We start from the raw sequence: 15,578 nt of genomic DNA, 5'->3' as shown, positions 1-15,578 counted from the left end.
ACTCCTTGTAATGGGGTGGTTATGCACGCATGCGGGTGATGCGGATCACCCCGGTCAGGGCGCGCAGTTTCTTGATCACGCGGGCCAGGTGCACACGGTCGTGGACGCTGACCACCAGTTGGACGACGCTGATGCGGCCATCGCGTTCGTCCATGCTGATTTTCTCGATATTGCCGTCGGCTGCGTTGACGCTGCTGGCCAGCAGGGCGATCAGGCCGCGCTGGTGTTCCAGCTCGACGCGCAGCTCGACGTTGAATTCGCCGGTGACATCCTTGGCCCACGAGAGCTGGATGCATTTTTCCGGGTTGTGGCGGATTTCGCTGATGTTGCGGCAGTTGTCCAGGTGCACGACCATGCCTTTGCCTGCCGACAGGTGACCGACAATCGGGTCGCCCGGGATCGGCGTGCAACATTTGGCGTAGCTGAGGACCAGGCCTTCGGTGCCGCGAATCGCCAGCGGGCCTTCCGGGCTTGGCAATTGCTCGCCTTCGCCGAGCAGGCGGCGCGCCACGACATAGGCCATGCGGTTGCCCAGGCCGATGTCTTCCAGCAGGTCTTCGATCAGTTCGAGGCGGTACTCGGTGAGCATCGCCTTAACGCGTTCGGCCGGAATCTGTTCCAGCGCGCTGTCGAAGCCGTTGAGCACCTTGTTCAGCAGGCGTTCGCCGAGGCTGATGGATTCGGAGCGGCGTTGCAGTTTCAGCGCATGACGGATGTGGGTCCGCGCCTTGCCGGTGACCACGAAGTTGAGCCATGCCGGGTTCGGCCGCGCGCCGGGGGCGCTGACGATCTCGACCGTGGAACCGCTTTGCAGCGGTTCGGACAGCGGTGCGAGACGACGGTTGATCCGGCAGGCGATGCAGCTGTTGCCGACGTCGGTGTGCACCGCGTAGGCAAAGTCGACCGCCGTGGAGCCTTTGGGCAGCTCCATGATCCGGCCTTTGGGCGTGAACACATAGACCTCGTCCGGGAACAGGTCGATCTTCACACTCTCGATGAATTCCAGCGAGTTGCCGGCGCGTTGCTGCATCTCCAGCACGCCTTTGACCCACTGACGGGCGCGAGCGTGAGTGCCTTTCGGCTGCTCGTCACCGCTGGATTTGTACAGCCAATGGGCGGCGATGCCGTTGTTGGCCATCTCTTCCATTTCGCGGGTGCGGATCTGGATCTCGATCGGTACACCGTGCATGCCGAACAGCGTGGTGTGCAGCGACTGATAGCCGTTGGCCTTGGGGATCGCGATGTAATCCTTGAAGCGTCCCGGCAGCGGTTTGTACAAGTTATGCACAGCACCCAGCACGCGGTAGCAGGTATCGACCTTGTCGACGATGATCCGGAACGCGTAGACGTCCATGATCTCGTTGAAGGCCCGACGCTTGCCGCGCATTTTCTTGTAGATACCGTAGAGGTGTTTCTGGCGACCGCTGACTTCACCCTGGATGCCGTCGATGGCGAGGCAGTGGCCAAGGGATTCTTCGATCTTGTTGACGATTTCCTTGCGGTTGCCCCGGGCGCGTTTGACGGCCTGGTAGATCCGCGCGGAACGCATCGGATGCATCGCCTTGAAGCCGAGGTCTTCGAATTCGATGCGGATCGCGTGCATGCCCAGTCGGTTGGCGATGGGTGCGTAGATCTCGAGGGTTTCCTTGGCGATGCGCCGGCGTTTTTCGCCGGACAGCACTTCCAGCGTGCGCATGTTGTGCAGGCGGTCGGCAAGTTTGACCAGGATCACGCGAATGTCGCGCGCCATGGCCATGGCCATTTTCTGGAAGTTTTCTGCCTGGGCTTCGGCCTTGGTCTCGAAGTTCATCTGGGTCAGTTTGCTGACCCCGTCGACCAGTTCGGCCACGGTTTCACCGAACTGCGCTTGCAGCGCTTCCTTGGCGATACCGGTGTCTTCGATCACGTCATGCAGCATCGCGGCCATCAGGCTCTGATGGTCCATGTGCATGTCGGCAAGAATATTCGCCACCGCAAGAGGATGCGTGACGTACGCCTCGCCGCTGCGGCGGCGTTGACCGTCGTGGGCTTGTTCGGCGTAGAAATACGCTCGGCGGACCAGGTTGACCTGGTCATTGCCGAGGTAGGTCGATAAGCGATCGGCGAGGGCGTCTATGCTCGGCATGATGTCTCCTGCCGTAGGCTGTGATCCCGCGCCGTGCTACGTCGACCAGGCATAAGCTTAGACGGCCTCGTTGGACTCGTCCTCGAACGCAGCGAAGACAGGGTCTTCGTGGACGATTTCCTGCTCGGCGATGAACTCGTAGCTCATCAGGCCTTCAGCGATTTCACGCAGCGCAACTACGGTCGGTTTGTCGTTTTCCCACTGAACCAGGGGCTCTTTGCCACCGGTGGCCAGTTGACGGGCACGCTTGGTAGAGAGCATGACCAGCTCAAAGCGGTTTTCCACGTGTTCTAGGCAGTCTTCAACGGTTACGCGGGCCATGGTATTCCTCGGAGCGAATGCAATATGCGCGCTGCCCGGTTGGGCGAGCGGACTCAACAGTTTAAAAAATCACCAGCGATTAGGGAAGCGCTGATTTTTTGACCAGACTCTTCAACGCGCTGCAAGTGCCAATGTAAAGCCCTTGCAGCGGTTTTGGGAAGTGCTGTTTCAGCCCAGCAATTCAGCCAGCAATTTGCCGAAACGCACTTGTTGGCGTTTCTGTTGCAGCTGATTGGCGCGGAAAATCGCTTTCAGATCATCCAGCGCATGGGCGAAATCGTCGTTGATGATCAGGTAGTCGTACTCGACATAGTGGCTCATCTCGCTGACGGCTTCGCGCATCCGGCCGTCGATGATCTCGTCGCTGTCCTGGCCACGGTTGGTCAGGCGCTGGTGCAGGGCTTGCAGCGATGGCGGCAGAATGAAGATCGAACGGGCCTGCGGCATCAGCTTGCGTACCTGCTCGGCGCCCTGCCAGTCGATTTCCAGAATCAGGTCGTGACCTTCGTCCAGGGTCTGCTGCAGGCGGCTTTGCGAGGTGCCGTAAAAGTTGCCGAAGACTTCGGCGCGCTCCAGGAAGTCACCGTGCTCGCCCATCTTCACGAACTCTTCGCGGGTCACGAAGTGATAGTTCACGCCGTCCACTTCCCCCGGGCGCATGGCGCGGGTGGTGTGGGAAATCGAAACGCGGATTTCCGGGTTGGCGTCGGTCAGGGCCTTGACCAGACTGCTCTTGCCCGCGCCCGAAGGGGCGGAAATGATGTACAGGGTGCCGGTGCTGTGGGTCATGTCGGGGTAGCCTTACTCAATATTCTGCACTTGTTCGCGCATCTGCTCGATCAACACCTTGAGGTTGACCGCCGCCTGGGTGCTGCGCGGGTCGAAGGCCTTGGAGCCCAGTGTGTTGGCTTCGCGGTTGAGTTCCTGCATCAGGAAGTCCAGCCGCCGGCCGGCGGCACCGCCGGATTTCAGCACCCGGCGAACTTCGATGATGTGGGTGCTCAGACGGTCGAGTTCTTCGGCCACATCGCTCTTTTGCGCGAGGATGACCATTTCCTGTTCCAGGCGCTGCGGGTCCAGTTCGGCCTTCATGTCAGCGAAGCGGTCGAGGACTTTCTGGCGCTGGGTGGCGAGCATCTGCGGAACCAGTTCGCGCAGGGTCACCACGTCTTCCTCGATGGAGGTCAGGCGATCGTTGATCAGGCGGGCCAGCTCCGCGCCTTCGCGCTCGCGGCCGGCCTTGAGGTCTTTCAGGCCCTGATTGAACAGGGCCAGCGCTTCGGCGTTCAGCGCCTGCGGGTCGGTGGCGTCGGCAACCAGCACGCCCGGCCAGGCCAGCACTTCCAGCGGGTTCAGCGCCGCCGGGTTCTTGATCAGACCGGCGACGGTTTCGGCCGCGGCGACCAGTTGCGCAGCGCGCTCGCGATCCACCTGCAGCGGTTTGCCGGTACTTTCCTCGGTGAAGCGCAGGGTGCATTCCAGTTTGCCGCGTGACAGTCCCTGGCGCAGGGCTTCGCGGACGGCGCCCTCGAGGTCGCGAAACGACTCCGGCAGACGCAGGTGGGGTTCCAGGTAGCGGCTGTTGACCGAGCGCAGTTCCCAGCTCAGGGTGCCCTGGACGCCGGCTTTTTCGACGCGGGCGAAGGCGGTCATGCTGTGCACCATGGTGGTACCTCGCAATGCAGATCGGCGCGGAAACGACGTTCCGCGCGGACGATCTCAATGAATATAAGCCGACTGGCAGCAAAGGCGCAGGATTGTAGCGCAGTGCGGTGGATGCGCCCAAACACACGGTGTGACAAAGGGCTGCAGGCCGTCGGCAAAGCGCGTTTCAGGGCCTTCGGTCGTCGGCCGGATTTTTTAACGAGTGCCCAGGCGCGGTGCGCGGCTCTATAATGCTCCGCAGTTTTCCGTCCCCAGTACAGGTATCTCCTATGAAACGTCCAAGTGGTCGCGCTGCCGATCAGCTCCGCTCGATCCGCATTACCCGCAACTACACCAAACACGCCGAGGGATCGGTACTGGTCGAATTCGGTGATACCAAGGTCATCTGCACCGTCAGCGTCGAAAACGGCGTGCCACGTTTCCTGAAAGGTCAGGGCCAGGGTTGGCTGACCGCCGAATACGGCATGTTGCCGCGCGCCACCGGCGAGCGTAACCAGCGTGAAGCGAGCCGTGGCAAGCAGGGTGGTCGTACCCTGGAAATCCAGCGCCTGATCGGCCGTTCCCTGCGCGCCGCGCTGGACATGTCCAAGCTGGGCGACGTCACCCTGTACGTCGACTGCGACGTGATCCAGGCCGACGGCGGTACCCGCACCGCGTCGATCACCGGCGCCATGGTTGCGCTGGTCGATGCACTGAAAGTGATCAAGAAGCGCGGCGGCCTGAAAGGCGGCGACCCGCTCAAGCAAATGATCGGCGCTGTCTCCGTGGGCATGTACCAGGGCGAACCGGTGCTGGATCTGGACTATCTTGAAGATTCCGCCGCCGAGACCGACCTCAACGTGGTAATGACCAGCACTGGTGGTTTCATCGAAGTGCAGGGCACCGCCGAAGGCGCGCCGTTCCAGCCTGAAGAGCTGAACGCGATGCTGGAACTGGCCAAGAAAGGCATGAGCGAGATCTTCGAACTGCAAACGGCGGCGTTGGCCGACTGAGCAGATTCTTAACCCGCAAGGAGGGCGCGATGAGTGATGAGCAAGAGTTACTGCCCCAGCCGAGCCAGGAGGTTCGTCAATGGGCGATGTTTTGTCACTTGTCCGGCTTGCTGGGGATCTGGTTTCCATTTGGCAGTTTGATCGGGCCCCTGATCCTCTGGCAGATGAAGCGTGAGAAAGACTCGTTTATTGATGCGCAGGGTAAGGAAGCACTGAATTTTCAGATCACGATCACCATTGCTTCGCTCATCAGCCTGGGGCTGATGGTGGTGCTTATTGGGTATCTCCTGATTATCCCGGTGATCATTTGCTCGTTTGTGCTGCCGATTATTGCTGGGGTGAAGGCGAATAACGGGTTCCCTTACCGCTATCCGTTCACTTGGCGATTGATCAAATAACGATCAGCTCGAAGTTCCTGCAGAAAAAAGCAAAGAAATCAGCGCCCACAAAAAAACCGACAGTGATGTCGGTTTTTTTGTGTCTGCGATAGGACGCTTAGATGGTCAGCGTCCAGTCGTAGTCGACGATCAGCGGCGCGTGCTGCGAGAACCGTGGCTGACGCGGCAGGCGTGCACTGCGCACGAAGCGCCGCAAGCCCGGGGTCAGGATCTGGTAGTCGAAGCGCCAGCCCAGATTCAGCATCTCGGCCTGTTCGTTGTCCGGCCACCAACTGTACTGGTCGCCTTCGCGGCTGACTTCGCGCAGGGCATCGACATAACCCATGTTGCCGACAATCTCGTCCATCCAGGCGCGTTCCGGCGCCAGGAAACCCGGGGATTGCTGGCTGTCGCGCCAGTTCTTGATGTCGAGCTTCTGCTGCGCGACGTACAGCGAGCCACAATAAATGTACTCGCGACGTTTGCGCCGCTGTTTGTCCAGGTACTTGCCGAAGTCGTCCATGAGCTTGAACTTCTGGTTCAAGTCCTCATCGCCGTTCATCCCCGAAGGAAGCAGCAAGGTGGCAATACTGACTTTGTCGAAATCTGCTTGCAGGTAGCGCCCGTAGCGGTCGGCCGTCTCGAATCCGAGACCGCTGATGACAGCCTTCGGTTGCAACCGCGAATACAAAGCCACGCCACCTTGGGCAGGGACTTCAGCATCGCAGGCATAAAGGAAGTAGCCATCCAGTTGGAAGGCTGGGTCGTCCAGTTCAAAGGCGGAGGCACGGGTGTCCTGCAGGCAGATGACGTCGGCATTCTGTGCCTGCAGCCAACTGAGCAAACCACGCTCGACTGCAGCCTGAATACCATTGACGTTCACACTGATGATCCGCATAAATGGCCCCAAAAATCGCGTGCGTGTATGATACACGGCGTCAAGCTAATTAGCTAAATCCGTGGTATTTGGGGTTTTTTTCATGCAAGCGTATCAGCGCGATTTCATTCGTTTTGCCATCGATCGCGGCGTTTTGCGCTTCGGTGAGTTCACCCTGAAGTCCGGGCGCACCAGTCCTTACTTCTTCAATGCCGGCCTGTTCAACTCGGGTTCGGCCCTGGCGCAGCTGGGTCGTTTCTACGCCGCAGCCATCGCCGAGAGCGGTATTCCGTTCGACGTGCTGTTCGGCCCGGCCTACAAAGGCATCCCGCTGGCAGCGACCACGGCCGTGGCGCTGGCCGAGCACCATAACCGTGACCTGCCATGGTGCTTCAACCGCAAGGAAGCCAAGGCTCACGGCGAGGGCGGCAGCCTGGTCGGCGCGCCGCTGACTGGTGAAGTGCTGATCATCGACGACGTGATCACCGCCGGCACCGCGATCCGTGAAGTGATGCAGATCATCGCTTCCCAGGACGGCGCCAAGGCTGCCGGCGTGCTGATCGCCCTGAACCGCCAGGAGCGCGGCAACGGTGAGCTGTCGGCGATTCAGGAAGTCGAGCGTGATTTCGGCATCCCGGTCATCAGCATCGTGTCGCTGAACCAGGTGCTGGAATTCCTGGCTGACGACCCGCAGCTCAAGCAGCACCTGCCAGCCGTTGAAGCCTATCGCGCCCAGTTCGGCGTCTGATCGTTTCTTCAGGGCAAAAAAAGACCCCGCTCAGTCAGGCTGAGCGGGGTCTTTTTGTTTACGCGATCGCTTATGGGCGCTTGCGATTGCTGATCAGCGTACCCACACCGGTGTCGGTGAAGATTTCCAGCAGGATCGCGTTCGGTACACGGCCGTCGATGATCAGCGAGCTGCCCACGCCGCCCTGAACCGCTTCCAGCGCGCAGCGGATCTTCGGCAGCATGCCGCCGTAGATGGTGCCGTCGGCGATCAGGTCGTCGACCTGCTGGGTGCTCAGTCCGGTCAGCACGGTGCCCGACTTGTCCATCAGACCGGCGATGTTGGTCAGCAGCATCAGCTTCTCGGCTTTCAGCGCTTCGGCAACCTTGCCAGCCACCAGGTCAGCGTTGATGTTGTACGACTCGCCGTTTTCACCCACGCCGATCGGCGCGATCACCGGGATGAAGTTGCCTTTGACCAGCAGGTTCAGCAGTTCGGTGTTGATTCCGACCACTTCGCCCACATGGCCGATGTCGATGATTTCCGGCTGGGTCATTTCCGGGGTCTGGCGGGTGACGGTGAGCTTCTTCGCGCGAATCAGCCCGGCGTCTTTACCGGTCAGGCCGATTGCGCTGCCACCGTGACGGTTGATCAGGTTGACGATGCTTTTGTTGACCTGGCCGCCGAGGACCATTTCCACCACGTCCATGGTCGCGGCGTCGGTGACGCGCATGCCGTCGACGAAATGGCTCTCGATCGACAGGCGCTTGAGCAGATCACCGATCTGCGGGCCGCCGCCGTGAACCACGACCGGGTTGATACCCACGGCTTTCATCAAGACGATGTCGCGGGCGAAGCCGGTCTTCAGCTCCTCGCTTTCCATCGCGTTGCCGCCGTATTTGATCACCAGGGTCTTGCCGACGTATCGGCGGATGTAAGGCAGCGCTTCGGACAGGACCTTGGCAGTGTTGGCGGCGGCATCGCGTTCGAGGGTCATTCAGGGCTCCGGGTGAATCAGCAATCAGAACGGTAGTTGGAGATCAGGTGCAACGCGTTTCAGTTGGGCATGGAACACAGCCTTGATGCGCTGCAATTCAGCCTCGTCATCGGCCTCGAAGCGCAACACCAGCACCGGTGTGGTGTTGGACGCGCGCACCAGGCCCCAGCCTTTGGCGTAATCGACCCGCACGCCGTCAATGGTGGTCAGGTCGGCGCCTGGGCCCCACTGCGCATCGTGCAGTGCATCAATGATGCTGAATTTGCTCTCTTCGGTCACATGGATATTGATTTCCGGCGTGGAAATATCGTTCGGGAAGGTGGCGAACAGCTCCTCGGCCGAAGATTTTTCCTTGCTGAGGATTTCCAGCAGCCGTGCGGCGCTGTAAATGCCGTCGTCGAAACCGAACCAGCGTTCCTTGAAGAAAATGTGCCCGCTCATTTCGCCGGCCAACAGTGCGCCGGACTGTTTCATTTTCTTTTTGATCAACGAGTGACCGGTCTTCCACATTAGCGGCCGACCGCCATATTCCTTGATCAGCGGGATCAGGCGACGGGTGCATTTGACGTCGAAGATGATCTCCGCGTCCGGGTTGCGCGCCACCACGTCACGGGCGAACAGCATCAGCAGGCGATCCGGGAAGACGATGGTGCCGGTGTTGGTCACCACACCGACGCGGTCACCGTCGCCGTCGAAGGCCAGGCCGATGTCTGCGTTGGTTTCCTTGACCTTGGCGATCAGGTCGACGAGGTTTTCAGGCTTGCCCGGATCCGGGTGATGGTTCGGGAAGTTGCCGTCGACTTCGCAGAATAGCGGGATGACTTCGCAGTTCAGCGCTTCGATCAGTTGCGGGGCGATCACGCCGGCCGCACCGTTACCGCAGTCGACCACGACTTTCAGGCGCCGGGCCAGTTTGATGTCCTGGACGATTTCGGTGGTGTAGCGGTCTAGGATCTCGACCTGGGTCACGCTGCCCGTGCCGCTGCTCAGGTTGCCGGTCTTGAGGCGCTCGTGCAGGGCCTGGATCTGTTCGTTGGCGAGGGTGTCGCCGGCGATCACGATCTTGAAACCGTTGTAGTTCGACGGGTTGTGGCTGCCGGTGAGCATCACGCCGGATTTGCCGGCCAGCACGTTGGCGGCGTAATACAGCGCAGGCGTCGGCACCAGGCCGACGTCGCTGACGTGGCAGCCGCTTTCGGCGATGCCACGGATCAGTTCGGCAACCAGTTCCGGGCCGGACAGACGGCCGTCACGGCCGACGGACACGTTCGGTTCGCCCTGGGCCAGGCTTTGGGAGCCGATGGCGCGGCCGATCCAGTAGGCGGTTTCGGCATTGAGGAATTCCGGCACGGTGCCGCGAATGTCGTAGGCGCGGAAGATGCTGTCGGGAAGCTTCGGGGCGACTTGGGCGGGGGTGCTCATCTGCGAAAATGCTCCATCTCGAAAGTGGCTGGACACACCGACGACTCATTCGACGGCAAGCTCAAACTGAAGGGTATGACGGCGGTTTTCACAGAGAGTTCGTGGTGTGAAAGGGCCATGACGCCTTGTGCGGCGTGGCTTTGGCCAGTCAATGCCTTGATTTTCAGCGGTAAAGCTTCCAGATGAATCTGCGTATTTTTATGGCGAGAGAGCAGGCTCCCTCGCCACAAACCAATCACTTGGTGCCGGAATGGCCGAAACCGCCAGCGCCGCGTTCGGTCTCGACGAACTCTTCGACCATTTCAAAATGCGCCTGCACCACCGGCACCAGCACCAGCTGCGCCAGACGCTCGCCGACCGGCATGGTGAATTCGGTCTGGCCACGGTTCCAGCAGGACACCATCAGCGGGCCCTGGTAGTCGGAGTCGATCAGGCCGACGAGGTTGCCCAGCACGATGCCGTGCTTATGGCCCATGCCCGAGCGCGGCAGGATCAGTGCGGCGAGGTTCGGGTCGCCGATGTAGACCGACAGCCCGGTCGGGATCAGCACGGTTTCACCCGGCTTGATCACGATGTCCTCTTGCAGCATGGCGCGCAGGTCGAGGCCGGCGGAGCCCGGTGTGGCGTATTGCGGCAGCGGGAATTCGGTACCGATGCGTGGGTCGAGGATCTTGGCTTGCAAAGCGTGCATGTAAATTAAACCTGGTTCAGACGTTCGGCGATAAAAGTGACCAGTTGGCGAGCGATCTTGCTCTTGCTGGTCTGGGCGAAAACCGTGGCGTGCAGCCCACGGTCGATGACGCTGCAGGCGTTTTCTTCGCTGTTGAAACCAATGCTCGGGTTGGCGACGTCGTTGGCGACGATCAGGTCGAGATTCTTGTCCTTCAGCTTGCGTGCAGCGTAGTCGAGCAGATGTTCGGTCTCGGCGGCGAAGCCGACACTGAACGGACGGTCGGGGCGGGTTGCGATGGTGGCCAGGATGTCCGGGTTGCGCACCATTTGCAGGACGAAGCCGTCGCCGCTCGTAGGGTCTTTCTTCAATTTTTGCGGGGCGACGACTTCCGGACGGTAGTCCGCAACCGCTGCCGAGGCGATGAAGATGTCGCAAGGGATCGCGGCTTCGCACGCGGCGAGCATGTCGCGGGCGCTGACCACGTCGATCCGGGTGACGCGATCCGGCGTCGGCAGGTGCACCGGGCCGCTGATCAGGGTCACGCGGGCGCCGGCCTCCACCGCCGCTTCCGCCAGGGCGAAGCCCATTTTGCCGGAGCTGTGGTTGGTGATGTAGCGCACCGGGTCGATGTTTTCCTGGGTCGGGCCGGCGGTGATGACCACATGCTTGCCGGTCAGCGCCTGACGCTGGAAGCAGTCCGCCGCGAGCTGGGCCAGGTCGGTGGCTTCCATCATGCGGCCCATGCCGACGTCGCCGCAGGCCTGGCTGCCAGAGGCCGGGCCGAAGGTCTTCAGGCCACGGCTTTCAAGGAGTTGCAGGTTGGCCTGGGTCGCCGGATCGCGCCACATGGCCTGGTTCATGGCCGGGGCGACAGCGACGATGGCGTCGGTGGCCAGCACCAATGTGGTCAGCAGGTCGTTGGCAATGCCTTGGGCCAGACGGGCGAGCAGGTCGGCGGTGGCCGGGGCAATCAGCACCAGATCGGCCCATTTGGCCAGTTCGATGTGGCCCATCGCCGCTTCGGCAGCCGGGTCGAGCAAATCCAGGTGAACCGGGTGGCCGGACAGCGCCTGCATGGTCAGCGGGGTGATGAATTCGCTGCCGCCACGGGTCATGACCACGCGCACTTCGGCGCCCTGATCGATCAGGCGGCGCACAAGGTCGGCGCTCTTGTAGGCAGCAATGCCGCCGCCGACGCCCAGAACGATGCGTTTCCGATACAGCCGCTGCATAGGTCTGCCTTTCATTTCGTTGGTGACATACGTGGCGAAACCCCCTCCCCAGGGTGAATTCGCCCGCAAAAAAGATGGGCTACGATATCACAGCGACCGCTACGGAACAGCGGCGCCCACAGACAAGGAAGGTGTATGAGTATTCGCGATTGGCCGGCGGCGGAAAGGCCGCGGGAGAAGCTGTTGGAACAGGGCTCGGGGAGTCTTTCCGATGCCGAATTGCTGGCGATTTTTCTACGAACCGGCGTATCCGGTAAAAGCGCGGTGGATCTGGCGCGACACTTGTTGAGTCAGTTCGGCAGTCTGCGTGCGTTGCTTGAAGCTGATCTCGGAGCGTTCAGCGAGCAGTTGGGCCTCGGGCCGGCGAAGTTTGCCCAGCTGCAAGCTGTGCTGGAGATGGGGCGGCGACATCTGGCCGAGCGCATGCGGCAAAAAACGGCGCTGGAAAACCCACAAGTGGTTCGTGATTACCTCAAAGCCATGCTGCGCCACGAGCCGCACGAGGTTTTCGGTTGCCTGTTTCTGGATTCCAAACATCAGGTGCTGACCTTCGAAGCGTTATTTCGCGGCTCGATCGACAACACCGCCGTCCATCCCCGGGAAGTGGTGAAGCGATCCCTGGCCAACAACGCGGCGGCGGTCATCCTGTGCCACAACCATCCGTCGGGAAACTCCGATCCCAGTCAGGCTGATCGATTATTGACCAAGCGCTTGCAGAAGGCTTTGGAGTTGATCGATGTGCGGGTGCTCGATCACTTCATCGTCGGTGACGGCGAACCGCTGTCGATGGCGGAGTGTGGCTGGATGTGAGGGTGATGCCATATCCCTGTGGGAGCGAGCTTGCTCGCGATAGCGTTGTGTCAGCCGCCTCATCCGGTAACTGACAGACTGCATTCGCGAGCAAGCTCGCTCCCACAGGTTTTGGGTTGTTGCGGGCTACTTCAGGGTGACCCTGGAGTAGTCCTGCCGTCCGAACGGGGAGACGGAGTAACCCTGCACGTCCTTGCGCGTCAGCGCATACGCCGTCGGATGCGCCAGCGGCAGCCACAGCGCCTGCTGCTGAATCTGCGCCTGCGCCTGCTCGTACAGCTTGGTGCGCACACCTTGTTCGCTGGTGGTCTTGCCGGCGCTGATCAGCTTGTCCAGATCGGCGTTGCAGTAGCGGGCGAAGTTGGTGCCGGACTTCACCGCCGCGCAGGAAAACTGCGGGGTGAGGAAGTTGTCCGGGTCGCCGTTGTCGCCGGCCCAGCCCATGAACAGCAGATCATGCTCGCCAGCCTTGGCGCGACGGATCAGCTCGCCCCATTCGATCACACGGATTTCCGCCTGAATGCCGATCTCCGCCAGGTCCGATTGCAGCAATTGAGCGCCGAGGCTCGGGTTTGGATTCAGCAGGCTGCCGGACGGGCGCGTCCAGATGGTGGTCTGGAAACCGTCCTTCAGCCCGGCCTTGGCCAGCAAAGCCTTGGCCTTGTCCACGTCGTGGGCATATCCGGGCAGATTCTTCGCGTAGCTCCAGGTGTTTGGCGGGTAAGGGCCGTTGGCGGCTTCGGCGGTGTCTTCGAACACAGCTTTCAGGTAGTTGGCCTTGTCGAAGGCGAGGTTGATCGCTTGGCGCACTTCCGGCTTGTCCAGTGGCGGATGCTGGCTGTTGATGCCGACGAATGCGGTCATGAACGCGTCGGTCTTTTCGACTTTCAGCGTCGGCTCCTGCTTCGCGGCCTGTACGTCCAGTGGTTTTGGCGACAGGGCAATCTGGCACTCGTTACGCCGCAGCTTTTGCAGACGCACGTTGGCGTCCGGGGTGATGGCGAAGATCAGCGGGTCCACCGCAGGCTTGCCACGGAAGTAATCCGGGTTGGCCTTGTAGCGGATCGACGCATCTTTCTGGAATCGGTTGAACACGAACGGGCCGGTGCCGACCGGCTGGCTGTTGAGCTTGTCGGTGGCATCGGCCTTCAGCAGCTTGTCGGCGTATTCAGCAGAATAAATGGAGGCGAAACCCATGCTCAGGGTCGCCAGGAACGTCGAGTCCGGGTGATCGAGGGTGAAGCGCACGGTCAGCGGATCCAGTGCATCGATCTTCTTGATCAGGCTCGGCAACTGCATCGACTGAGCGTGGGGGAAGCCGCTCTGGGCGACCTTGTGCCACGGGTTGGCCGGATCGAGCATGCGGTCGAAGCTGAATTTGACGTCTTCGGCGGTCAACTCACGGGTCGGTTTGAAGTAGTCGGTCGTGTGAAATTTCACCTGCGGGTGCAATTTGAAAACATAGCTCAGGCCATCGGTGCTGACTTCCCAGCTGTCGGCCAGGCTCGGGACCACCTTGCCGCTGGCGGTGTCGAAGTCCACCAGACGGTTCATCAGCACGTCCGCCGAGGCGTTGGTGGTGGTCAGCGAGTTGTACTGCACCACGTCGAAGCCTTCGGGGCTGGCCTCGGTGCAGACGCTCAGGGCGGCGGCCTGGGCCAGTGGACTCAGTAACAGCGGGGCGAAGAGCAGGGGGAGGGCAGCGAGGCGCATGGTCGGCTTCCTTTACAGATCGAAGGCCCATCTGCAAGTGCAGTCTGGAAAAGGCCTACCCTAGTGGTCGCGATTGCAAATGACTATCCCCTTTTTGCATTTTCGGGGCTGCGCGGCTGAGGATTTGTCGGAAGAGGCGGCGGGAAAAGTCTCGATAGCGGGCATGATCGGTTTTCTTCGACGAATGGTAAAAATTGCCGGCAGCCTTTGTCCAAGGCGCTTGCGGCCGGGAAAAGCGGCTTTTTAGCCATTCTTTGCACACGGAAAGTTGTTGCTCCGTGGTCTTTCTGGTATAAAGCAGCGCTCTTTTCTAGGGGCCCGGTTCCTTCGCTTGTAGGTGTAGCCGGTAAGACCTCTAAAGAATCGCGGCGCCTGGCGCCACAATGACTAGAGATTAAGCGGCCAACCCATGCCGGGTTGGGCATGTGGTTTTAGAGGGCTGAGGCATGTCTAGAGTATGTCAAGTTACCGGTAAGGGTCCGGTGACTGGGAACAACATTTCCCACGCAAACAACAAAACCCGTCGTCGTTTCCTGCCGAACCTGCAGCATCACCGCTTCTGGGTTGAAGAAGAGAAACGTTTCGTACGCCTGCGCGTTTCCGCCAAAGGCATGCGTATCATCGACAAGCGTGGCATCAGCGTTGTGCTGGCCGAGCTGCGTCGCGACGGCAAGGTTTAAGGGAGCTAATCATGCGTGAATTGATTCGTTTGATCTCGAGCGCCGGTACTGGTCACTTCTACACTACCGACAAGAACAAGCGTACTACCCCGGACAAAATCGAGATCAAGAAATATGATCCGGTTGTTCGCAAGCACGTGATCTACAAGGAAGGCAAAATCAAGTAATTGATTTTTCCCGACTTACAAAAAAGGCCCGTATCTCACGATACGGGCCTTTTTTGTTGCCCCGGATTCCGGGGTGCCTGTGCGGGCCTCATCGCTGGCAAGCCAGCTCCCACAATTTCAGCGGTGTGCACAAATCTTGTGAACGCCAATTACCCCTGTGGGAGCTGGCTTGCCAGCGATAGGGCCGGGGCAGCCGACGAAAATTTCAGGCCTTCTGTTCGAAGATCACATAGACCTTGCGGCAAGCTTCCAGCACTTCCCAGGTGCCACGGAAACCGGCCGGAATCACGAAGCGATCACCGACACGCAGGGTCTTGGCATTGCCTTCGCCGTCACGCAGCACCGAAACGCCCTGCAGGATTTCGCAGTATTCGTGTTCGGTGTAGTTCACCGTCCACTGACCGACCGCACCTTCCCACACGCCGACGCCCATTTGCCCGCAAGGGCTGTCGTATTGATTGAACACCGCCTGCTCGGGATCGCCCTTGAGTACTTTGGCCGGGTCCGGGCGATAGCGTTCGGCTTCGGTTGTGGTCAGGCTGATGTCGACGACGTTCTGGATGTTCATTGTTGTTTTCTCCCGTGATGACGGCGCGATGGCGTGAAAGGGCCAAAGTCTATGTTGATTAAATTGAACGCCGCAAGGCCGTATGGCGAGCTTATGTCAAATATATTGAAACAACCCCGGCCGCTGGTTTAGGGTGGCGGATGCCTTGGGCCGAAAAGCAGGCTGGCCGGGCAGTATTCCTGAGGACGACCGCGACGATCGCGGCGCTCGTATTGAACAAGAGGAGGACACT

General features: G+C 60.5%; 16 protein-coding genes and 1 pseudogene. 6 read left to right on the top strand and 11 right to left on the bottom strand.

Features of this window, described 5'->3' with window-relative positions; genetic code table 11:
• Positions 1–19: 19 nt before the first annotated feature.
• From spoT to IHQ43_RS28615, 4 genes are all read right to left on the bottom strand, one after another.
• Entirely contained in the window at positions 20–2,125 is a 2,106-nt protein-coding gene (spoT, locus tag IHQ43_RS28630) for a bifunctional GTP diphosphokinase/guanosine-3',5'-bis pyrophosphate 3'-pyrophosphohydrolase (protein WP_007954439.1), read from the bottom strand.
• A gap of 57 nt (positions 2,126–2,182) precedes the next feature.
• Positions 2,183–2,446, bottom strand: a complete 264-nt coding sequence (rpoZ, locus tag IHQ43_RS28625; protein ID WP_003229503.1) for a DNA-directed RNA polymerase subunit omega — start codon at positions 2,444–2,446, stop codon at positions 2,183–2,185.
• A gap of 168 nt (positions 2,447–2,614) precedes the next feature.
• Positions 2,615–3,235: a guanylate kinase gene (gmk, locus tag IHQ43_RS28620; RefSeq protein WP_003229498.1), complete on the bottom strand. Its 621-nt coding sequence runs from the start codon at positions 3,233–3,235 to the stop codon at positions 2,615–2,617.
• 12 nt (positions 3,236–3,247) lie between these two features.
• A complete protein-coding gene (locus IHQ43_RS28615; RefSeq protein ID WP_016770639.1) occupies positions 3,248–4,111 on the bottom strand; it encodes a YicC/YloC family endoribonuclease in 864 nt (287 codons plus the stop codon).
• 269 nt (positions 4,112–4,380) lie between these two features.
• Here IHQ43_RS28615 and rph point away from each other — a divergent pair, with 269 nt between their 5' ends.
• Complete coding sequence (rph, locus tag IHQ43_RS28610) at positions 4,381–5,103, top strand: ribonuclease PH (protein WP_192562852.1); 723 nt, start codon at positions 4,381–4,383, stop codon at positions 5,101–5,103.
• A gap of 29 nt (positions 5,104–5,132) precedes the next feature.
• Positions 5,133–5,501: a DUF4870 domain-containing protein gene (locus IHQ43_RS28605; RefSeq protein WP_192562851.1), complete on the top strand. Its 369-nt coding sequence runs from the start codon at positions 5,133–5,135 to the stop codon at positions 5,499–5,501.
• A 97-nt stretch (positions 5,502–5,598) separates the two neighbouring features.
• Here the strand turns inward: IHQ43_RS28605 and IHQ43_RS28600 are convergent, their stop codons facing one another.
• A complete protein-coding gene (locus IHQ43_RS28600; protein WP_007920349.1) occupies positions 5,599–6,378 on the bottom strand; it encodes an exodeoxyribonuclease III in 780 nt (259 codons plus the stop codon).
• 82 nt (positions 6,379–6,460) lie between these two features.
• Here IHQ43_RS28600 and pyrE point away from each other — a divergent pair, with 82 nt between their 5' ends.
• Positions 6,461–7,105: an orotate phosphoribosyltransferase gene (gene pyrE, locus IHQ43_RS28595; RefSeq protein ID WP_007954442.1), complete on the top strand. Its 645-nt coding sequence runs from the start codon at positions 6,461–6,463 to the stop codon at positions 7,103–7,105.
• A gap of 70 nt (positions 7,106–7,175) precedes the next feature.
• Here pyrE and argB read toward each other — a convergent pair whose 3' ends face one another.
• From argB to coaBC, 4 genes and pseudogenes are all read right to left on the bottom strand, one after another.
• Positions 7,176–8,081: an acetylglutamate kinase gene (gene argB / locus IHQ43_RS28590; RefSeq protein WP_007954443.1), complete on the bottom strand. Its 906-nt coding sequence runs from the start codon at positions 8,079–8,081 to the stop codon at positions 7,176–7,178.
• A gap of 24 nt (positions 8,082–8,105) precedes the next feature.
• Positions 8,106–9,482 (bottom strand): annotated as a pseudogene (locus IHQ43_RS28585) (phosphomannomutase/phosphoglucomutase); the annotation flags it as partial.
• Positions 9,483–9,738: 256 nt separating this feature from the next.
• Positions 9,739–10,194: a dUTP diphosphatase gene (gene dut, locus IHQ43_RS28580; RefSeq protein ID WP_007954445.1), complete on the bottom strand. Its 456-nt coding sequence runs from the start codon at positions 10,192–10,194 to the stop codon at positions 9,739–9,741.
• A gap of 5 nt (positions 10,195–10,199) precedes the next feature.
• Positions 10,200–11,408, bottom strand: a complete 1,209-nt coding sequence (gene coaBC / locus IHQ43_RS28575) for a bifunctional phosphopantothenoylcysteine decarboxylase/phosphopantothenate--cysteine ligase CoaBC (RefSeq protein WP_085708873.1) — start codon at positions 11,406–11,408, stop codon at positions 10,200–10,202.
• A 135-nt stretch (positions 11,409–11,543) separates the two neighbouring features.
• Here coaBC and radC point away from each other — a divergent pair, with 135 nt between their 5' ends.
• Positions 11,544–12,218 carry a RadC family protein gene (gene radC, locus IHQ43_RS28570; protein ID WP_127800635.1) on the top strand — a complete coding sequence of 225 codons (675 nt, stop codon included), beginning with the start codon at positions 11,544–11,546 and terminating at the stop codon, positions 12,216–12,218.
• A 126-nt stretch (positions 12,219–12,344) separates the two neighbouring features.
• Here the strand turns inward: radC and IHQ43_RS28565 are convergent, their stop codons facing one another.
• Positions 12,345–13,931 carry an ABC transporter substrate-binding protein gene (locus tag IHQ43_RS28565; RefSeq protein WP_192562849.1) on the bottom strand — a complete coding sequence of 529 codons (1,587 nt, stop codon included), beginning with the start codon at positions 13,929–13,931 and terminating at the stop codon, positions 12,345–12,347.
• 446 nt (positions 13,932–14,377) lie between these two features.
• On the opposite strand from IHQ43_RS28565, the gene rpmB reads away from it, so the two are divergent.
• Complete coding sequence (rpmB, locus tag IHQ43_RS28560) at positions 14,378–14,611, top strand: 50S ribosomal protein L28 (protein ID WP_003177273.1); 234 nt, start codon at positions 14,378–14,380, stop codon at positions 14,609–14,611.
• An 11-nt stretch (positions 14,612–14,622) separates the two neighbouring features.
• Positions 14,623–14,778 (top strand): 50S ribosomal protein L33, encoded by a 156-nt coding sequence (rpmG, locus tag IHQ43_RS28555; protein WP_003177274.1) that lies wholly within the window; start codon positions 14,623–14,625, stop codon positions 14,776–14,778.
• Between the two features lie 205 nt (positions 14,779–14,983).
• Here the strand turns inward: rpmG and IHQ43_RS28550 are convergent, their stop codons facing one another.
• Positions 14,984–15,346, bottom strand: a complete 363-nt coding sequence (locus IHQ43_RS28550; protein ID WP_007954453.1) for a cupin domain-containing protein — start codon at positions 15,344–15,346, stop codon at positions 14,984–14,986.
• Positions 15,347–15,578 lie beyond the last annotated feature (232 nt).

It is taken from the genome of Pseudomonas gozinkensis, from assembly GCF_014863585.1.
In the GTDB taxonomy this organism is placed as follows: domain Bacteria; phylum Pseudomonadota; class Gammaproteobacteria; order Pseudomonadales; family Pseudomonadaceae; genus Aquipseudomonas; species Aquipseudomonas gozinkensis.
The sequence above is the reverse complement of the archived record's forward strand: the minus strand, read 5'-3'. Positions and strand labels throughout refer to the sequence as shown.

Excerpts from the sequence above, each read along its gene's own strand:
- gmk (WP_003229498.1), bottom strand. The coding sequence starts at position 3,235 with ATGACCCACAGCACCGGCACCCTGTACATCATTTCCGCCCCTTCGGGC.
- rpmG (WP_003177274.1), top strand. The coding sequence starts at position 14,623 with ATGCGTGAATTGATTCGTTTGATCTCGAGCGCCGGTACTGGTCACTTC.
- argB (WP_007954443.1), bottom strand. The coding sequence starts at position 8,081 with ATGACCCTCGAACGCGATGCCGCCGCCAACACTGCCAAGGTCCTGTCC.
- rpoZ (WP_003229503.1), bottom strand. The coding sequence starts at position 2,446 with ATGGCCCGCGTAACCGTTGAAGACTGCCTAGAACACGTGGAAAACCGC.
- IHQ43_RS28600 (WP_007920349.1), bottom strand. The coding sequence starts at position 6,378 with ATGCGGATCATCAGTGTGAACGTCAATGGTATTCAGGCTGCAGTCGAG.
- dut (WP_007954445.1), bottom strand. The coding sequence starts at position 10,194 with ATGCACGCTTTGCAAGCCAAGATCCTCGACCCACGCATCGGTACCGAA.
- IHQ43_RS28550 (WP_007954453.1), bottom strand. The coding sequence starts at position 15,346 with ATGAACATCCAGAACGTCGTCGACATCAGCCTGACCACAACCGAAGCC.
- rph (WP_192562852.1), top strand. The coding sequence starts at position 4,381 with ATGAAACGTCCAAGTGGTCGCGCTGCCGATCAGCTCCGCTCGATCCGC.
- spoT (WP_007954439.1), bottom strand. The coding sequence starts at position 2,125 with ATGCCGAGCATAGACGCCCTCGCCGATCGCTTATCGACCTACCTCGGC.
- rpmB (WP_003177273.1), top strand. The coding sequence starts at position 14,378 with ATGTCTAGAGTATGTCAAGTTACCGGTAAGGGTCCGGTGACTGGGAAC.
- IHQ43_RS28605 (WP_192562851.1), top strand. The coding sequence starts at position 5,133 with ATGAGTGATGAGCAAGAGTTACTGCCCCAGCCGAGCCAGGAGGTTCGT.
- pyrE (WP_007954442.1), top strand. The coding sequence starts at position 6,461 with ATGCAAGCGTATCAGCGCGATTTCATTCGTTTTGCCATCGATCGCGGC.
- coaBC (WP_085708873.1), bottom strand. The coding sequence starts at position 11,408 with ATGCAGCGGCTGTATCGGAAACGCATCGTTCTGGGCGTCGGCGGCGGC.
- radC (WP_127800635.1), top strand. The coding sequence starts at position 11,544 with ATGAGTATTCGCGATTGGCCGGCGGCGGAAAGGCCGCGGGAGAAGCTG.
- IHQ43_RS28565 (WP_192562849.1), bottom strand. The coding sequence starts at position 13,931 with ATGCGCCTCGCTGCCCTCCCCCTGCTCTTCGCCCCGCTGTTACTGAGT.
- IHQ43_RS28615 (WP_016770639.1), bottom strand. The coding sequence starts at position 4,111 with ATGGTGCACAGCATGACCGCCTTCGCCCGCGTCGAAAAAGCCGGCGTC.